The sequence below is a fragment of the Ponticoccus litoralis genome (genome assembly GCF_039769985.1).
In the GTDB taxonomy this organism is placed as follows: domain Bacteria; phylum Pseudomonadota; class Alphaproteobacteria; order Rhodobacterales; family Rhodobacteraceae; genus Ponticoccus; species Ponticoccus litoralis.
The window spans coordinates 3,768,652-3,785,776 of record NZ_JBDNCH010000002.1; the positions used below are offsets into that span (position 1 = coordinate 3,768,652).

Sequence of the window (17,125 nt, forward strand, 5' to 3'; positions counted from 1 at the left end):
TCGGGGGTCCGGGGGCAGACAGCCCCCGGCGCTCTCAACTCAGTGCTGCATCGCCTGCCAGACGCGCGAGGGCGAGACCGGCATATCGATATGGGTCACATGGCTGTGGCCCGCCGAATGCAGCGCGTCGATCACCGCGTTCACCACCGTCGGCGGCGAGCCGATCGCCCCGGCCTCGCCGCAGCCCTTCACCCCAAGCGGGTTGTGCGTGCAGGGCGTCTGGCACGAGTGGTCGACCACGTAGTTCGCCATCATCGGGATGTCGTCGGCGCGCGGCATGGCATAGTCCATGTAGGACGCTGACAGCAGCTGGCCGTTCTCGTCGTAGGCGCAGTTCTCCAGCAGCGCCTGCCCGATCCCCTGAGCGATGCCGCCGTGGACCTGGCCCTCGACGATCATCGGGTTGACCACATTGCCGAAGTCGTCGGCAGAGACGAACTTCTCGATGGTCACCTTGCCGGTTTCCGGGTCGACCTCGACCTCGCAGGCATAGGCGCCCGCCGGGTAGGTGAAGTTGGCGGGATCGTAGAAGGCCGTCTCTTCCAGCCCCGGTTCGATATCCTCCAGCGGGTAGTTGTGCGGCACATAGGCGGCCAGCGTCACGTCGCCCCAGGCCACCGACTTGTCCGTGCCCGCAACCGAGAACTGGCCGTCCTTCAGCTCGATATCCGCATCCGAGGCTTCCAGCAGGTGACCGGCGATCTTCTTGGCCTTGTTGATGATCTTCTCGGTCGCCCGCACCATGGCAGAGCCGCAGACCGCAAGGCTGCGCGAGCCATAGGTGCCCATGCCGAAGGGGATCTTCGAGGTGTCGCCGTGCACGATGTCGATCATGCTCTCGTCGATGCCCAGCATCTCGGCCACGACCTGCGGGAAGACCGTCTCATGGCCCTGACCGTGCGAATGCGCGCCCACCATGACCGAGATCGAGCCGGTGGCGTTCACCCGCACGGTGGCGGCATCGTACAGACCCGCACGCGCGCCCAGCTGACCCACCGGGTTCGACGGCGCGATGCCGCAGGCCTCGATGAAGCAGTTGATGCCCAGACCGCGCAGCTTGCCCTCGGCCTCGCTCTCCTTCCGACGCGCCTCGAAATTGCCGAGGTCCATCAGCGCTTCCATCTTGTCCATGGTCGCGACGTAATCGCCGGTGTCGTATTCGACCGCCACGGGGGTGGCATAGGGGAAGGCGGTGATGAAGTTCTGCCGCCGCAGCTTGATCGGGTCGACGCCCAGCTCGCGGGCGGCCATATCGATCACCCGCTCCAGCTGGTAGGTCGCCTCGGGGCGGCCCGCGCCGCGATAGGCGTCCACCGGCACGGTATTGGTGAAGACGGCCTTCACGTTCACCTGCACGGCGGGGGTCTTGTAGTTGCCCGCCATCAGCGTCCCGTGCAGCCAGGTCGGCACAGAGGACGAGAAGGTCGAGAGATAGGCACCCATGTTGGCATAGGTGTCGGTGCGCACGGCGGTAAAGTTGTTATCCGCATCCAGCGCCAGTTCGATCTTGGTCACGTGGTCGCGGCCATGGGCGTCGGACATGAAGGCCTCGGAGCGCGACGAGGTCCATTTGACGGGCCGGTTGATCTGCCGCGAGGCGAAGGTGACAAAGGCCTCTTCCGCGTAGTGGAAGATCTTGGTGCCAAAGCCGCCGCCCACGTCGGGCGCCACGACCTTCAGCTTGTGCTCGGGGATGCCGAGGACGAAGGCGCCCATCAAGAGCCGGATCACATGCGGGTTCTGCGAGGTCGTATAGAGCGTCGACTCGTCGTTCGCCCGGTTGTAATCGCCAAGCGCGACGCGCGGCTCCATCGGGTTGGCCACCAGACGGTTGTTCACCAGTTCCAGCGTGGTGACATGCGCGGCCTCGGCAAAGGCCTTGTCCGTGGTTTCCGTATCGGTGCCGAACTGCCAGTCATAGCAGAGGTTGTCCGCGATATCGTCGTGCACCTTTGTGGCGCCCTCGGCCAGCGCGGCCTTCATGTCGACGACGGCGGGCAGCTCGGAGATATCGACCTCGATGGCCTCGGCTCGCATTGCGCGCCTCTTCGAGGCTCTCGGCCACGATGGCGGCAATCGGGTCACCGACGTGACGCACCTTGCCCTGTGCCAGCACCGGGTGCGGCGGTTCCTTCATCGCCTCGCCGTGCTTGTCGGTCACCTGCCAGCCGCAGGGCAGACCGCCGACACCCTCGAAATCGGCGCCGGTGAAGATCCGCACGACGCCGGGCATCCCCGCCGCGGCCTCGGTGTTGATGGAATTGATCGTCCCGTGCGCCATGTCGGAGCGCAGGAAATAGCAGTAGGTCTGCCCGTAGACGGAAATATCGTCGGTGTACTGACCGGCTCCGGTCAGGAAGCGCACGTCCTCGCGCCGCTTCTGGCTTGCGCCGATGCCATGATCTTTCGGCATGGGTATCCTCCCTGGAATGGGTCGGGGTCAGGGCCCCTCCCCGGAAATCTGGCTAGGGCGGGCCCGCGGCCCACCCGCGAAAATCACTCTGCGGCGACCGCCGGCACGTCCTGGCCCGATGCGGCCAGGATCGCGCGGACGATATTGTGGTAGCCGGTGCAGCGGCAGATGTTGCCCTGCAGGTGGTGGCGCACCTCGGCCTCGGTGGGCTTGGGATTGTCCTTCAGCAGCGCCGCCGCCGCCATGACCATGCCCGGCGTGCAGAAACCGCACTGAAGCCCGTGGTATTCCTGGAACGCCGCCTGGATCGCGTTCAGCGTGCCGTCCTGCGCCGCCTGCCCCTCGATGGTCGCCACCTCGGCGCCCTCGGCCTCGGCCGCGAACATGGTGCAGGCCTTCACCTGCAGGCCGTTGACGTGGATCGTGCAGGCGCCGCACTGCGAGGTGTCGCAGCCGACATGCGTGCCGGTCAGACGCAGTTCCTCGCGCAGGAACTCCGTCATCAGGGTGTTGCCCTTGACCGACTTGGTGACGGACCTGCCGTTCACCACCATCGTCACTTCTGCCATCTTGCTATCCTCCCTGGATGTTCAAATCTGGGTAATCCGGCGCAGCCGCGCGCCGGGAAAATCTCGGTAACCGGATGGTTCACGAAACCATGCGCTTGAACCAGCCTTTTTTCTTGCCGTCCTGATCCGGCGCGTCGGTCTCGGGCGCCGCGTCCGGGTCGGACGGCCCCTCGACCGCCTGCTGGAAGTTGTCGAAGAACTGGTCGGCCATCTTCTTGGCGAAACCGTCGATGATGCGGCTGCCCAGCTGCGCCAGCTTGCCGCCCACGTTGGCTTCGACCGCATAGGTCAGCTCGGTGCCACCCTCGACAGGCGCCAGCGCCACGTCCGCGCCGCCCTTGGCGAAACCGGCGGCCCCGCCCTTGCCTTCGCCCGAAAGCGTGACCGCATTGGGCGCGTCCATGTTCGACAGGCTGACCTGCCCCTTGAAGGTCGCCTTCACCGGGCCGACCTTCTGGACAACCGTCGCCTCGAAGCCCTCTTCCGCAGAGCCGGACATCTCGGTGCAGCCGGGCACGCAGGCCTTCAGCACCTCGGGGTCGAGGATCGCGGCCCAGACCACCTCCTGCGGGGCCTTGATGATACGGGAATCGCTCATTTTCATGGATTCAGTCCTTTCCGTGTCAGGCGCAGCCTGAGGCGCGGGGCCGGGGCCGGGGATATTAGACCAAGGGCGTAGCCGCGCACGCCGCGTCACCAGAGCCCCCGCTTCCGGGGCATCCCGCAAGCCCAGACAACCACATCGATTCGGCCTTTCGCCAGCCCGGCGCCGACGGCATCGTCCGCCGCCTTTGCACATCGAGGTTAGGCGAAACGCCCCGACGATCCCAGCACCCATTTCGGTCGGTCCGGCCCGGGCAGCGGAGACCCATGGCGGCGGCCAGTCCCCGCTCGCGCAACAGCGTAACTGCGACATCGGTCCCATGGCCACTTCGGCGCCGCGCCGCGCTCGCCCGCAGCGCGCGCAAGAGTTTTCGAAAACTCTTTGAAGTTTCTTCGAAGAAACTTGCCACTGTCGCCGCCCCTCCGGGCTATGCGCGGCGGGGCCGCTGCCCCTGTGGCCACCCTTGATCAGCGACACCCGGCGGCACGCATTGCAGTTTCAGGCAAAATACGGCAGGTTGCCGCAAACGACGGACATGCCACATGACCCGGCCAAACACACCCGAAGCCCGACAAGAGGCACTGCGCCACCGTCTCGATGCGGGCGAGGCGCTCAGCCTCAGCGCGCTTTCGCGGGAATTCGGCGTCTCGCCCGACAGCATTCGGCGCGACCTCAAGGCACTGGAATCGCAGGGCCTCGCCCGTTGCATCCGGGGCGGCGCGCTGCCACCGCAGCCACTGGCGCGTGCCACGCTCGACCGCCTGCCAGAGATGGACCACGCCGCCCTGACCGCCGCCGCCCTGCCGCTGATCGCGGACGGCATGGTGGTGTTCATGGACGGCGGCACGACCATCGCCGCGCTTGCCGCCGCCCTGCCCCGGCTTCCCGGGGCGCTGATCGTGACGCCCGCCCCCGCCGTGGCGCTGGCCACCCTGCGCCGGGGCACACCGACGCATCTGATCGGCGGCCGCCTCTCGCCCTCCGGTGCCATCGCAGTCGGCTCGGACAGCACGCGGGCGCTGTCGCGCATCGCCGCCGACCTCGCCCTGCTGGGGGTCTGCGGCATCGACCCCGGCTTCGGCCTCTCGGTAGGGACAGCGACGAGGCCGCGGTCAAGCGCGCCATGCTCGACGCGGCCCACCGCAGCGCCCTGCTGAGCGCCGCGGCAAAGCTTGGCACCCGCAGCCGGTTCCACGTCGCCCCCTGCGTGGCGCTGGACATCCTGATCACCGATGCGCCCGCCGAGGCGACGCCCGCCTATTCAGACCTCGGAATGGAGATCCGCCATGCCTGACATCCGCCGCGCCCGCCTTGCGGTCTCTGCCGCCTTCGCCCTGAACGGCGCGCTTCTGGGCGCCTGGGCCAGCCGGGTTCCGGCGGTGCGCGACCGCTTCGAGCTATCCGAGGGCGCGCTCGGACTGATGCTGCTGGTCATGGGGGTTGGCGCTCTCCTGTCCTTCCCGCTGGCGGGCAGCATGGCCGACCGGCGCGGCGCCTACCCGGTCGCCTGTCTGCTGGCCTGCCTCTACCTTCTGACCATCGTCGCCATCGGCCTCGCCCCGGTCCCCCTCGCGCTGGCCGCCGCGCTCTTCGCCTTCGGCGCCTGCCACGGCGCCATGGACGTGGCGATGAACAGCTGGGCGGCAGAGGTCGAACGCACCTCGGGCCGCTCGATCATGTCGTCCTTCCACGCAATGTGGAGCCTCGGCGCCGGTCTGGGCGCGGGCGGAGGCTGGCTGGCCACCCGCGCGGGCCTGTCGCTCGACGCGCATTTCGCCCTGACCGCCCTGGCGGTGGCGCTTGTCTTCGGCCCGCTGATCCGCACCCGCTGGGACAGCCGCCGCAGCGCGCCCGCCGCCAAGGGGCCGGTCTTTGCCCTGCCGCGCGGCGCGCTGGTGCTGGTGGGCGTTGTGGCCACGGCAGCGGGGCTCGGAGAGGGCGCCGCCGCCGACTGGAGCGCGGTCTTCCTTGCCGATGTGGTCGGCACCACGCAGTCGCAGGCGGCCCTGGGCTATGCCATCTTCAGCGCCACCATGGTGGCGATGCGGCTCTGCGTCGACGGGCTGATCACGCGCTTCGGCCCGGTGGCCACCGCCCGCGCCGCCGGGCTTTTCGCCGCCCTCGGGACGGGACTGGTGGTCGGCCCGGCCACGCTGCCGCTGACGCTGGCCGGCTACGTGCTGATCGGCATGGGCTACGCGGCGGTGATCCCCATGGCCTTCAGCCGCGCCGCCGCCGACCCGGACGTGCCCGCCGGACAGGCCATCGCCTCGGTCGCGACGCTGGGGTACGGCGCCATGCTGATGGGGCCGCCCGCCATCGGCTTCCTCGCGGAACTGACCTCGCTGCGCCTCGCCACGGCCCTTGTGGGCGCCGCGGCACTCGCCATCACCGCCCTCGCCCCGGTGCTCGGCCAGGGCCGCGGCCTGCCACGGGGCCGGACCGCAGCAGGCTGACAACGGCCACCCCCGCAGCAGACGAAACCGAAACCGGCCCCGCCCCATGGCTTGCTTCGGAGCCGTCCTTCGCCTGCCGCCCGCAGGACAGCTCCGGCTGCCCGGGCCAAACCAAATCGCCGAGGGGCCCCGGAACGGGGAGACGGCTATTTTGCTTGGCCCGGGCAGCCGGAGATGGCACGCAGGGCAAGGGGAAGGACGGCTTCGAAGGCTTGCTTGGGTGAGTGCCAGAGCTGGCGGGAAGGGTTTTCCTGCGAAACCCTTCCCCCGCGCCAGTCCCACCCTCAGCGCGCCTTGAACAGCCCGCCGAGGATGCCGCGCACGATCTTCCGCCCGGTGGTTCCGGTCAGCTCCTTCATCACCATCTTGCCCATGGCCTCGCCGAAGCTCTCGCCCTGCCGGTCGCGCCGGGTCGAGGCGCCGGAGGTCGAGCGGGTCACCCGCTTGCCGGTATAGCGCCGCCCCGCACGGTACTCGCGTTCGCGGGCCTCCATTTCCTCCTCGGCGCGCTCCGCCTCGGCGGCTTCGGCGGCGGCCTGCTCGGCACGGGCCTTCAGCATCTCGTAGGCCGATCTGCGGTCCACCGCCTGCGCGTATTTGGCCCGCAGATCAGAGGCCAGCACCACCGCCTCCCGCTCTGCCGCTTCGATCGGGCCAAGCTGCGACGACGGCGGGCGCACCAGCGTGCGCTGCGCCATGCCCGGCACCCCCTTCTTTTCGGGGAAGGACGTCACCGCCTCGCCCACGCCGACCTCGCGGATCGCCGTCTCGATGTCGAACGCCGGGTTCTCGCGGTAGGTCTCGGAGGCCAGCCGCAGCGCCTTGCGGTCGCGCGCGGTGAAGGCCCGCAGCGCGTGCTGCACCCGGTTGCCAAGCTGGCCGAGTATGTCCTCGGGAATGTCGTCGGGCGACTGGGTGATGAAGTAAACCCCCACCCCCTTCGACCGGATCAACCGCGCCACCTGCTCGACCTTGTCCACCAGCGCCCGGGGCGCGCCGTCGAACAGCAGATGCGCCTCGTCGAAGAAGAAGACCAGCTTGGGCTTGTCCGGGTCCCCGACCTCGGGCAGGTCCTCGAACAACTCGGACAGCAGCCACAGCAGGAAGGTCGCGTAAAGCCGCGGCGCCGCCATCAGTTTGTCGGCGGCAAGAATATTGACCTGCCCGCGGCCGTCCGGCCCGACCCGCAACAGGTCCGCAAGCTCTAGCGCGGGTTCTCCGAAGAACCCGGCGCCGCCCTCTTCCTCGAGCACCAGAAGGCGCCGCTGGATCGCGCCGACGGAAGCGACGGAGATATTGCCGTAGCGCAGCGACAGGTCACCCCGGTTCTCGCCGATCCACACCAGCATCGCGCGCAGGTCGTTCAGGTCCAGCAGCGGCATGCCCTCTTCGTCCGCCAGCCGGAAGGCGATGTTCAGAATGCCCTCCTGCGCCTCGCTGAGGTCCAGCAGGCGCGCCAGCAGAAGCGGCCCCATCTCGGCAATGGTCGTGCGCACCGGGTGGCCCTGTGCACCGTAGAGATCCCAGAAGCAGACCGGAAACCCCGCATAGGCGAAATCCTCGAAGCCGATCTTGCCGCAGCGCTCCATGAAGGGGGCGTGCAGCTTGTGGTCGGCGCTGCCGGCCTTGGCCAGCCCCGAGAGATCGCCCTTCACGTCGGCCATGAAGACCGGCACACCGGCCTGCGAAAAACCCTCGGCGAGGATTTGCAGGGTCACGGTCTTGCCGGTCCCGGTGGCCCCGGCGATCAGCCCGTGCCGGTTGGCATAGCCCAGCCGCAAATGCTGTTTCTCGCCGTAGGACGGCCCGCCGCCGCCCACGAAAACCGCGTCTTCCATCGTCACCCTTCCTGTCCCGCTTTCCGTCCCGCTTCGCCGGCTCAAGGCCCCTTGGCCGCCCCCGTCCCGCAGGTCACCCCCAAAAATACAAACTTAACCTTTTGATGCCATAGTCATTGTTGGTCCGGGGCGTCATGTCCTCTCCTGCCCCGGACCGACTTCCTCCCTGTCAGACTGGCCGCGCCCCCGGGCGCGGCTTTTTTGTGCAGGCCCATTCTTGTCGTCTGGGTTTCACAAAGCCTGTTGACCGGCTCGTTTTCATTTCGTAGCGTCCCCCCAATGACAAAGTCGAGTACGGTCCGACAGGGAGCGATAATGGAAAGGGGCCCGGGGGTCCCTTTTCTTTTCCCCGCCGGGCCCCGACCGTCACGATGCGGGCGCAAATTCGCCCAAACGGCCCGCAAGGTACGTGATTTCCGCCCTGACAGTGTCAGCCGCCCGTGCTAAAGCCAGCCCCAACCAGAGAACGAAAAAGTCCGAGGACGTCCATGACCAAACCGCTTCTGCTTCTGTCTTTGATCGCCGCGCTGGGTGCGGGCCCCGCCTTTGCCCAGTCCGACGACGCCCCCGCCGCCGATCCGGCAACCGATGCCCCGGCGACCGAGCCCGCGGCGGACCCGGCAGCCGATCCCGCATCGGAGCCCGCGGCCGATCCGGCACCGTCGACCAACATCGGCGGCGGCCTCGATCTGGGTGAAGAAGGCGCAGAGGCGCCCGCAGGCCAGCAGGGTCCGCGCACCTATATCAAGGAGACCTTCAACGACTGGTCCCTGCAGTGCATCGAAGTCCCCGAGGGCGACGACGTCTGCCAGATGTACCAGCTGCTGAAGGATGCCAATGGCGCCAGCGTCGCCGAGGCCTCGATCTTCAAGCTGTCGAACGGCGGGCGCGCCGTGGCCGGTGGCACCTTTGTCGTGCCGCTGGAAACGCTACTGACCCAGAAGCTGACCGTTCAGGTCGACAATGGCGCCGAGCGGCGCTTCGACTTCTCCTTCTGCGCGCAGGTCGGCTGCTATGCCCGCGTCGGCTTTACCGCCGAGGACATCCAGCGCTTCAAGGCTGGCGCCAAGGCCGTCGTGACCATCGTTCCGGCCCTGGCCCCCGACCAGAAGGTCAGTGTCGAGATGTCGCTGTCCGGCTTCACCGCCGCCTACGACGCCTCTTCGGCGCTGTCGCAGTAAATCCCGTTCCCACCGGAACAAGGAAAGGCGCGCCCTGCCCGGCGCGCCTTTTTTCGTATCTGCTCGTATCTGCGGTTACCTGTCTGCGGCCTGTCCGCCGGGTTCTTGCCCCCGAAGAAGGATCGCGGCGCTTGGCGGCCCGGGGCCGCAGCGGCCTGTCAGGGCGCGCCCGGCAGCCCGGCACCTTGACGCCCGCTGCGGACCCGGCGGGGGCGCCCCGGCCTGCCCGGGCCGTCGGCGCAGCCGGCCCTTGCCGGACGGTTGCAAGGGGCGCCGCGTCCGTGCAGTGGAACGCAGCGCCGCACTGGCCGTCAGTGCGCCGCCTTGTTCTTCCCGCCGAAGAGCGCGGCCCAGATCGGCGCCACGACCCGTGTTCCGATCGGGATCAGCACCAGACCCACCAGGAACCCGAGCACGAAGTCGATGGCCGCCGTGATGATCCATTGCAGCGCGCCGCTGCCCTGCCCGTAGTCGACCGCGACGTGATGGATGAACTCTTCCGGCCAGTGCCAGCCCATCTCGTGCAGCGAATGCACGATGATCGAGCCGCCGACCCAAAGCATCGCCGCCGTGCCGACGACGGTCAGGGTCTTCAGCAGCCAGGGCATGAACTTGACGATGGCGCGGCCCAGCCAGCGGCCAAAGCCGGTCCGGGACACCTGGCTGAGCCAGAGCCCGACGTCGTCCATCTTCACGATCACCGCCACGGCGCCATAGACCGCTGCCGTCACCAGCAACGCCACAACCGCCGGGGTCGCCGCCTCCATCCAGAAGGTCGAGGCCTCGATGGCCGACATCGAGATCACCATGATCTCTGCCGAGAGGATGAAATCGGTCTTGATGGCGCCCTTGATCTTTTCCTCTTCCAGATGCGTCGGGTCCTGCACATCATGGCTGCCGTCCGGCCCGCCCGAGTGGTCGTCGTGCCGGGTCAGCACATGGACGATCTTTTCGGCGCCCTCGAAGGCAAGATAGCAGCCGCCGAGGATCAGCAATGGCCAGATCAGCCAGGGCGCGAAGGCCTGCATCAGCAGGGCGGCGGGCATCAGGAAGACCAGCTTGTTGACGATGGAACCGCGCGCGATGCGCCAGATGATCGGCAGTTCGCGGGCCGGTTTGAAGCCCTGAAGGTACTTCGGCGTCACCGCCGCGTCGTCGATCAGCACACCCGCCGTCTTCGACCCCGCCTTCATGGCCGCCGCGCCGATGTCGTCGACCGACGCCGCCGCGACCTTTGCGATGGCCGAAACATCGTCCAGAAGTGCCAGTAATCCGCTCATGCCGCCTGTCCCTGTTGTGTTGCGGTCAACCTAGCCTGTCCGGCCCCCAGCGCAAGCGCCACGGACCCGCGCCATGGGCCGCCAGCATCAGGCAGCCGCCCGCGATGGCCCAGTTCTTGACGAAGATCGTCATCTGCCACGGATCATCGGGGAGAAAGTGAAACAGGCTGGTGACCATGCAATAAAGCGCGAGCGTGGCGGCAATGGGCCGTGTCATCACGCCAAGCACCACCGCGCCCCCCGCCACAAGGTTGTAAAACGCCGCTGGCCAGATCAGCCAGAGCGGCCAGCCCCGCGCCGCCAGCAGGGCCTGAGCCGGGGCCGGGTCCCCCAGCTTCTGCGCAAAGCCGGCAAGGAAAAGGCCGGCCAGAAGGATTCGCCCGAGAAGGGCAAGGCAAGGGGTCGGGTCGGGCATGCTTCTACCGAGGGTGCAAACGTTAACGCAAACGGTCCCGAAAGGTTAGCGCCACCAGCCTCCGGGACCAGAGTTTTATCGCTAACATGCTGGTTTGGAAAGCCTTTCGGGCTTTGCACATGCGCGTCGCCTTCGTATACCCGGCGCTGACAGGCGCATAAACCTCAGGAGTATCGCGATGACCGTCACGGTTGGCATCAACGGATTTGGCCGGATCGGCCGCTGCACGCTGGCGCATATCGTCGAAAGCGCCCGCAACGATGTGCAGGTGGTGAAGATCAACGCCCCCGGGCCGCTGGAAACCCATGCACATCTGCTGCGCTACGACTCCGTGCATGGCCGCTTTCCCGGCACCGTGACCGTGAAGGACCAGTCCATCGACCTCGGACGCGGGCCGATCGACGTGATGTCGTCTTATGATCTGGACGCACTGGACTGGGACGGCTGCGATGTCGTGCTGGAATGCACCGGCCAGTTCAACGACGGCAACAAAGCCGACGCGCACCTGCGCCGCGGCGCCAAATCGGTGCTGATCTCGGCGCCCGCGAAGAACGTGCAGCGCACCGTGGTCTACGGCGTCAACCACCGCGAGATGGTGAAGGGCGAGGTCATGATCTCGAACGGCTCCTGCACCACCAACTGCCCGGCCCCGCTGGCCAAGGTGCTGGACGATGCCATCGGCATCGAGAGCGGCATCATGACCACGATCCACAGCTATACCGGCGACCAGCCGACGCTGGACCGCCGCCACGCCGACCTGTATCGCGCCCGCGCCGCCGCCATGGCGATGATCCCGACCTCGACCGGCGCCGCGAAGGCCCTGGGCGAGGTGCTGCCGAACCTGAAAGGCAAGCTGGACGGCTCTGCCGTGCGGGTGCCGACGCCCAATGTCTCGGCGGTGGACCTGACCTTCGTGGCGAAGCGCGACGTGACAGAGGCCAATGTGAACGAGGTGGTGGCCGAGGCCGCGGTACGGTCGCATGGGCGCGGTGCTGTCCTATGACCCGGAGCCCAAGGTCTCGATCGACTTCAACCACACCACCCATTCCTCGATCTTCGCGCCCGACCAGACCAAGGTCGTCGGTCGGCTGGTGCGGGTGCTGGCCTGGTACGACAACGAATGGGGCTTCTCGGCGCGCATGGCGGATGTCGCGGGCACCATGGGCCGCCTGCTGCACTGAACCTCGCCCTTCACGGATTGCGACGCCCGGCCCCTGGTCGGGCGTTTTGCATTTGAAGCGGGGGCTTTGCCCCCTGCCTGCGGCATTTCCCCCAGAGGTATTTGGACCAAGAAGAAACAGGGGCGTCAGGCAAGCCTGCGCGCGGCTTCCTGCAGATCCTGCCGGAACAGGTCTTCGGCCTGCGCGCGATCCGCCAGGGGCAGGCGCAGCAGGTAGGCGGGATGCGTGGTGATCAGGATCGGCGTGCCGTCAGCTGCCATCTCGACGGTGCCGCGCCGCGACAGCAGGGCCCGGCGCGAGCCCGTCAGGCTTTCGACCGCCGTCGCACCCATGGCAAGGATCAGCTTCGGTTTCACCAGAGCGCGCTCCTGCTCCAGCCACCAGCGGCACTGGTCGATCTCCTGCCGGTTCGGCGGCTGGTGCAGGCGGCGCTTGCCGCGGGGCTGAAACTTGAAATGCTTGACCGCATTGGTGCCGAAGGCCGCCTGCCGGTTGAGGCCCGTGCCTTCTGCCAGCCGGTCGAAGAGCTGCCCCGCCGGGCCGACGAAGGGCTTGCCCGCCAGATCCTCGTGATCGCCGGGCTGTTCGCCGACGATCATCAGCCGGGCGTCCCTTGGCCCGCAGCCGGCAACGGGCTGCGTCGCATCGCGCCACAGCGGACAGCGGCGGCAGGCGTCGAGGCCGCGCCGGAGCGCATCGAGGTCGTCCGCCGGGGTGGCGCGACGCGGGACCGGCTCAGCCGCCGGGTGATGCGCGCGGCGCGTTCGGGGGCGAGGGTTGGCGCGGCCTCGGCCATGTCCCTTGCCCGGGCACGGGCAGAGGCGACCATCTGGGGGATCAGGTCGGCCTCTGGCAGGTTGTGCCAGTATTTTTTGGGCATCTCGGCCTGCATGGCCTTCAGCTTCACCCGGGCCGGGTTGAAGATATTGCGGAAATAGGTGCGCCACAGCTCTTCGGTGGCATCGTCCGGCAGACCGGGCTTCGGCTCCGGCGCTGCGAAGCCTGTGACGCCCTCGCGGAAATGCGCGGTGGCATGGGGGGTGAAGATCGACCAGTCCATGTCGCCGAAGCGCCTGGCGAAGAAGGGCGCCGTGGGTTCGGTGATGAAATGCGCGGGCTCGAACCAGGCGGCGAAGCGGCGGCGCGGGGCAGCGGGATCACCAATCTCGCGAAAGCGCAGGAAGGCGGTCATCTTGTGCTTGTCGCGGCTGACCGCCTTGGCCATGCGGTTCAACCGGTCGATCCCCGGGTCGCCCCGGTCCTGCAGGATGCGCGGGTCCTGCTTGACGCGCCAGAGCGCACGGTAGAGATGAGCAAAGCGCTGGGGGTCGGCGTGCCAGACCACCAGCCCGGCCAGCCGGGCGAAGTCCTTCGGCACGGTGAGCGGCGCGGCCGGGGCGGCGGCGGTGGGCGCCGCGAAGAGGTCCCCCTGCGGCGCGCCGCGCGACCAGAGCACCGCCTCTGGCGGGATGCGGGCGGCGATCAGCGCGCGGGCCTCCTGCCGCCATGCCTCGAAGGTGCCGATCTCTGGCAGGATGACGCTGCGCATATCAGATCAGGTGCAGCTGTTCCGGCGGCGGCGCGAAGCGGGCCCGCAGGTCGGCGGCGTCAAGCAGCGCGCGGGGCCGCCAATCCGTCAGCGTGATGAAGGGGCGCGCCTGCTTCAGGTTGGCGCCCATGCGGCGCAGGTCGTCGTAGCGCAGGCTGCGGTGGCGGCGGGTGGTCAGGATGCGCCCCACGGTCCTCGGTGCCGATCCCGGGCACCCGCAGCAGCAACTCGCGCTCGGCCCGGTTCACGTCGACCGGAAAGGCGTGGCGATTGGCCAGCGCCCAGTGCCAGTTTCGGATCGATCGAGAGGTCGAGATTGCCGTCCGGGGTCGCCGCCGTGATCTCATCGGCGTCGAAGCCGTAGAAGCGCAGCAGCCAGTCGGCCTGATACAGCCGGTGTTCGCGTTGCAGCGGCGGCTGGATCAGCGGCAGCGCGCGAGAGCTGTCGGGGATCGGCGAGAAGGCCGAGTAATAGACCCGCTTCAGCCGATAGCTGGCATAGAGCCGGGTCGAGGTCTTCAGGATCGTGCCGTCGCTGGCCCCGTCGGCGCCGACGATCATCTGGGTCGACTGGCCCGCGGGCGAGAAGCGTGGCGGCCTGCGACCGGTGTGGCTGCGGTCTTGCTGGGCGTCCTGCCGCAGGCGCACATCCGCCATGGCCTTGCGGATCGCGTCGGGCGATTTCTCCGGCGCGAAGGCCTTCACGGCGCTGTCCGTGGGCAGTTCGATATTGATCGAGATCCGGTCGGCATAGGTGCCCGCCTGCTCGATCAGCTCGGGGGCGGCATCGGGGATGGTCTTGAGGTGGATGTAGCCGCGAAAGTGATGGTCTTCGCGCAGCATGCGGGCGATGCGCACCATGTCGGCCATGGTCTCGTCCGGCGAGCGGATGATGCCGGAGGACAGGAAGAGCCCCTCGATGTAGTTGCGGCGGTAGAACTCGGTGGTCAGGGTCACGACCTCTTCGGGTGTGAAGCGGGCGCGCTGCACGTTGGAGCTGACGCGGTTCACGCAATAGGCGCAATCGTAGATGCAGAAATTCGTCATCAGGATCTTGAGCAGGCTGATGCAGCGCCCGTCCGGCGCGTAGGCGTGGCAGATGCCCGAGCCGGTGGTCGAGCCAAGGCCCTTGCCGTCCCGCGAATCCCGGCGCTGGCCGCCGGACGAGGCGCAGGAGGCATCGTATTTCGCCGCATCCGAGAGGATCGCCAGTTTTTCGGAGAGTGAGAATTGCGCCATGTGTTCATGATATGTTCACATGAGGGTGGGCGCAATTCACAGGCGCGTGTGGCGGCGCCCTGTGCCTGTCACGACAATTGGCGGTGTACGGTTTCTGTCAGCTCCGACAGCGAGAAGGGTTTCGGCAGAAAGACAGAATTCGGGATCTCGTCGCTGCCCTCGCCAAAGGCCGCCTCGGCGTAGCCCGAGACAAAGACGACACGGGTGTCCGGGCGCTGCTCGCGCGCCTTGCGGACCCAGGTCGGGCCGTCCATGCCCGGCATCACCACATCCGTCACGAAGATGTCGACGGCCAGGGCCTCGTCCTCCAGCATGTGCAGGGCGTCTTCGGCGGTTTCGGCCTCGATCACGGTGTAGCCGCGCAGACGCAGCGCGCGGGCGGCGAAGGCGCGGACCGGCGCCTCGTCCTCGACCAGCAGGACCACGCCAGAGCCCTTCTGCGGCAGGTTCTCCGCCCTCTGTCGGGGTTTCGCGGGCGCGGCGGCAGGCTGCGCCTGATAGGCGGGCAGCAGCAGGGTAAAGCAGGTGCCCTGCCCCACGACGCTGTCGACGAAGATGAAACCGCCGGTCTGCTTGACGATGCCGTAGACCGTCGAAAGGCCCGGGCCCGTCCCCTCTCCGGTGCGCTTGGTGGTGAAGAAGGGTTCGAACACCTTCGAGAGCTTGTCGGGCGGGATGCCCATCCCCTGATCGGTCACGCGGACCGCGACATAAGCGCCCGGCGCCACGATGGCGCGGTCGCGCTTCAGCGGATCCCGCAGGATGCGGCGCTCTGTCTCGACCACGATCTCGCCGCCCTCGGGCATGGCATCGCGGGCGTTCACCACAAGGTTCATCACCACCTGTTCCAGCTGCCGCCGGTCGCCGCGCACCTGCGGCAGGACCGGATCGTGGCGCAGGGTCAGGCGCACCCGCTCGCCCACAAGACGGTTCAGCAGGTGGGCCAGATCGGAGAGCGTATCGCGCAGGTCCAGCACCTCTGGCTGCATGGTCTGCTTGCGCGAGAAGGCCAGAAGCTGCCCGACCAGCGCGGCGGCGCGGTTGGCATTCTGGTTGATCTGCACGAGGTCGCCGTAGTCCGGATCGCCCTGATCGTGGCGCAGCAGCAGCAGATCGCAGTGGCCCGAGATCGCCGTCAGCAGGTTGTTGAAATCATGCGCCACGCCGCCCGCAAGCTGGCCGATGGCCTGCATCTTCTGGCTTTGCACGAATTGCGCCTCGAGCGTCTTGAGCTCGGTCGCGTCGTTCAGCACGGCAATCAGCGCGGTTTCGCCCTTTTCGACAATGCGGTTCAGCGTGACCTGTACAAAGACTTCGCGGTCGGCGCGCGTCAGCCGCAGGAACTCCGAGCGGTGCAGCCCGCGCCCGTCCGCCGCCTCTTGCAGCCAGTCCTTGATGGCGCGGCCCAGCCCCTCCATGTGTTCGGCGATATGGCCGGGGCTGCCCTGCCCCATGTCGATCAGGCGCCGCGCCTCGGGGTTGGCGCGCAGGATCGTGCCGTCGGGGGCGACCTTCAGCAGCGGCACCGGCAGCCCGTCGAAGCTGCCCCTGCTGTCGTGATCGCGACTGGCATCGGAGATCGGCGACAGGATCAGTTCCACCCGCCCGGCACCGATGTCCGAGCTCTGCACCAGCACGCGCTGGTTGGTTTCGGCCCCCTTGAGGTAATGCACGCCGCCCGACCGCAGCGGCAGATCCACAAGCACGTCCTCCAGCCGCTTGGCGCGCAGGCCCAGCAGCTTGCGCGCCGCGCCGTTCATGTACAGCACCGCACCATTGCGGCCCAGCGTCATCAGCGGCAGGTCGCCCCGCGCCGCGCCACCGGCGCCGGTGCGCGCGCTGTCGAAACGCCACAGCACAAGGTCCGCGCCGAAACAGCGCGTGAATATGCGGTAGCCTTCGGCATGGCTGGTCACCTCCTCCACCGCCGCGCCATCCGCCAGCGCCTTCTGGTGCAGGCGGTAAAGAATACCCTCGGAACTGGCGAAGACCGCGCGCATGACCTCTGCCAGCGGGGTTCCGGTGTGGGCGCGAAAACCCTTGGCCGCGCGGCGGTTGGCGCGCAGGATGCGCCCGGTGCCGTCGGTGACGAAGCACAGCGCGGGATCGTCCCGGATGAAGTCGTCGATCTGGTCCAGTTTCACGGCGCTGCGCCGCCGCAGCAGCCCGTCGAACAGCACCCAGCCCACCGCGAGAACCCCGAAGGTTCCGGTCGCCGCCAGCGCCGCCACTTCCGCCACCCGGGCCTGCATGACCTGCGCTCCGACCAGGGACAGCACCGCCAGTGCCAGCAGGACCGCGGCGCCCAGAACCGGGGTCCGGGTCCGCGCCTCCTGCACCGGATTGATGTCTACCGCCTGCACCATGGGTTCCCTGTCACCGCGAATCGCAACCACGCCG

Annotated in this window: 10 protein-coding genes and 4 pseudogenes; 5 read left to right on the forward strand and 9 right to left on the reverse strand. The window is 68.0% G+C overall.

The features are described 5' to 3' along the window. Nucleotides 1-39: 39 nt before the first annotated feature. From ABFB10_RS19765 to ABFB10_RS19775, 3 genes and pseudogenes are all read right to left on the reverse strand, one after another. Nucleotides 40-2,413: pseudogene (locus ABFB10_RS19765) on the reverse strand (xanthine dehydrogenase family protein molybdopterin-binding subunit). 83 nt (nucleotides 2,414-2,496) lie between these two features. Next, a complete protein-coding gene (locus ABFB10_RS19770) occupies nucleotides 2,497-2,982 on the reverse strand; it encodes a (2Fe-2S)-binding protein (RefSeq protein ID WP_347167819.1) in 486 nt (161 codons plus the stop codon). A gap of 79 nt (nucleotides 2,983-3,061) precedes the next feature. Beyond that, on the reverse strand, nucleotides 3,062-3,586 hold the full coding sequence (locus ABFB10_RS19775) for an SRPBCC family protein (protein WP_347167820.1): 525 nt from the start codon (nucleotides 3,584-3,586) through the stop codon (nucleotides 3,062-3,064). Between the two features lie 542 nt (nucleotides 3,587-4,128). On the opposite strand from ABFB10_RS19775, the gene ABFB10_RS19780 reads away from it, so the two are divergent. From ABFB10_RS19780 to ABFB10_RS19790, 3 genes are read left to right on the forward strand one after another with little or no spacing between them, the layout of a single operon-like run. Next, nucleotides 4,129-4,743 carry a DeoR family transcriptional regulator gene (locus ABFB10_RS19780; RefSeq protein WP_347167821.1) on the forward strand — a complete coding sequence of 205 codons (615 nt, stop codon included), beginning with the start codon at nucleotides 4,129-4,131 and terminating at the stop codon, nucleotides 4,741-4,743. Next, on the forward strand, nucleotides 4,710-4,880 hold the full coding sequence (locus tag ABFB10_RS19785; protein WP_347167822.1) for a DeoR/GlpR family DNA-binding transcription regulator: 171 nt from the start codon (nucleotides 4,710-4,712) through the stop codon (nucleotides 4,878-4,880). The genes ABFB10_RS19780 and ABFB10_RS19785 overlap by 34 nt, the downstream gene beginning before the upstream one ends. Further along, nucleotides 4,873-6,042 carry an MFS transporter gene (locus tag ABFB10_RS19790; protein WP_347167823.1) on the forward strand — a complete coding sequence of 390 codons (1,170 nt, stop codon included), beginning with the start codon at nucleotides 4,873-4,875 and terminating at the stop codon, nucleotides 6,040-6,042. Before ABFB10_RS19785 ends, ABFB10_RS19790 begins: the two co-directional genes overlap by 8 nt. 284 nt (nucleotides 6,043-6,326) lie before the next feature. Here the strand turns inward: ABFB10_RS19790 and ABFB10_RS19795 are convergent, their stop codons facing one another. Next, nucleotides 6,327-7,880 carry a helicase HerA-like domain-containing protein gene (locus ABFB10_RS19795; RefSeq protein ID WP_347167824.1) on the reverse strand — a complete coding sequence of 518 codons (1,554 nt, stop codon included), beginning with the start codon at nucleotides 7,878-7,880 and terminating at the stop codon, nucleotides 6,327-6,329. A 488-nt stretch (nucleotides 7,881-8,368) separates the two neighbouring features. Between ABFB10_RS19795 and ABFB10_RS19800 the strand changes: the two genes are divergently transcribed. Then, nucleotides 8,369-9,061 carry an invasion associated locus B family protein gene (locus ABFB10_RS19800; RefSeq protein ID WP_347167825.1) on the forward strand — a complete coding sequence of 231 codons (693 nt, stop codon included), beginning with the start codon at nucleotides 8,369-8,371 and terminating at the stop codon, nucleotides 9,059-9,061. A 311-nt stretch (nucleotides 9,062-9,372) separates the two neighbouring features. On the opposite strand, the gene ABFB10_RS19805 is transcribed toward ABFB10_RS19800, so the two are convergent. Beyond that, nucleotides 9,373-10,341, reverse strand: coding sequence for a DUF808 domain-containing protein (locus ABFB10_RS19805; protein ID WP_347167826.1), 969 nt, complete (start codon nucleotides 10,339-10,341; stop codon nucleotides 9,373-9,375). A 25-nt stretch (nucleotides 10,342-10,366) separates the two neighbouring features. Next, the gene (locus ABFB10_RS19810) at nucleotides 10,367-10,756 is read right to left on the reverse strand and encodes a DoxX family protein (RefSeq protein ID WP_347167827.1); all 390 of its coding nucleotides are present in this window, start codon (nucleotides 10,754-10,756) and stop codon (nucleotides 10,367-10,369) included. A 178-nt stretch (nucleotides 10,757-10,934) separates the two neighbouring features. Here ABFB10_RS19810 and gap point away from each other — a divergent pair. Beyond that, nucleotides 10,935-11,937: pseudogene (gene gap, locus ABFB10_RS19815) on the forward strand (type I glyceraldehyde-3-phosphate dehydrogenase). A gap of 125 nt (nucleotides 11,938-12,062) precedes the next feature. Here gap and ABFB10_RS19820 read toward each other — a convergent pair. The 3 genes and pseudogenes from ABFB10_RS19820 to ABFB10_RS19830 all read right to left on the reverse strand — a co-directional run bounded on the left by ABFB10_RS19820 (nucleotide 12,063) and on the right by ABFB10_RS19830 (nucleotide 17,091). Continuing rightward, nucleotides 12,063-13,486, reverse strand: a pseudogene (locus ABFB10_RS19820) (UdgX family uracil-DNA binding protein). Between the two features lies 1 nt (nucleotide 13,487). Next, nucleotides 13,488-14,725 (reverse strand): annotated as a pseudogene (locus tag ABFB10_RS19825) (putative DNA modification/repair radical SAM protein). Nucleotides 14,726-14,793: 68 nt separating this feature from the next. Continuing rightward, complete coding sequence (locus tag ABFB10_RS19830; RefSeq protein ID WP_347167828.1) at nucleotides 14,794-17,091, reverse strand: hybrid sensor histidine kinase/response regulator; 2,298 nt, start codon at nucleotides 17,089-17,091, stop codon at nucleotides 14,794-14,796. Nucleotides 17,092-17,125 lie beyond the last annotated feature (34 nt).

Excerpts from the sequence above, each read along its gene's own strand:
- ABFB10_RS19770 (WP_347167819.1), bottom strand. The coding sequence starts at position 2,982 with ATGGCAGAAGTGACGATGGTGGTGAACGGCAGGTCCGTCACCAAGTCG.
- ABFB10_RS19775 (WP_347167820.1), bottom strand. The coding sequence starts at position 3,586 with ATGAAAATGAGCGATTCCCGTATCATCAAGGCCCCGCAGGAGGTGGTC.
- ABFB10_RS19780 (WP_347167821.1), top strand. The coding sequence starts at position 4,129 with ATGACCCGGCCAAACACACCCGAAGCCCGACAAGAGGCACTGCGCCAC.
- ABFB10_RS19785 (WP_347167822.1), top strand. The coding sequence starts at position 4,710 with ATGCTCGACGCGGCCCACCGCAGCGCCCTGCTGAGCGCCGCGGCAAAG.
- ABFB10_RS19790 (WP_347167823.1), top strand. The coding sequence starts at position 4,873 with ATGCCTGACATCCGCCGCGCCCGCCTTGCGGTCTCTGCCGCCTTCGCC.
- ABFB10_RS19795 (WP_347167824.1), bottom strand. The coding sequence starts at position 7,880 with ATGGAAGACGCGGTTTTCGTGGGCGGCGGCGGGCCGTCCTACGGCGAG.
- ABFB10_RS19800 (WP_347167825.1), top strand. The coding sequence starts at position 8,369 with ATGACCAAACCGCTTCTGCTTCTGTCTTTGATCGCCGCGCTGGGTGCG.
- ABFB10_RS19805 (WP_347167826.1), bottom strand. The coding sequence starts at position 10,341 with ATGAGCGGATTACTGGCACTTCTGGACGATGTTTCGGCCATCGCAAAG.
- ABFB10_RS19810 (WP_347167827.1), bottom strand. The coding sequence starts at position 10,756 with ATGCCCGACCCGACCCCTTGCCTTGCCCTTCTCGGGCGAATCCTTCTG.
- ABFB10_RS19830 (WP_347167828.1), bottom strand. The coding sequence starts at position 17,091 with ATGGTGCAGGCGGTAGACATCAATCCGGTGCAGGAGGCGCGGACCCGG.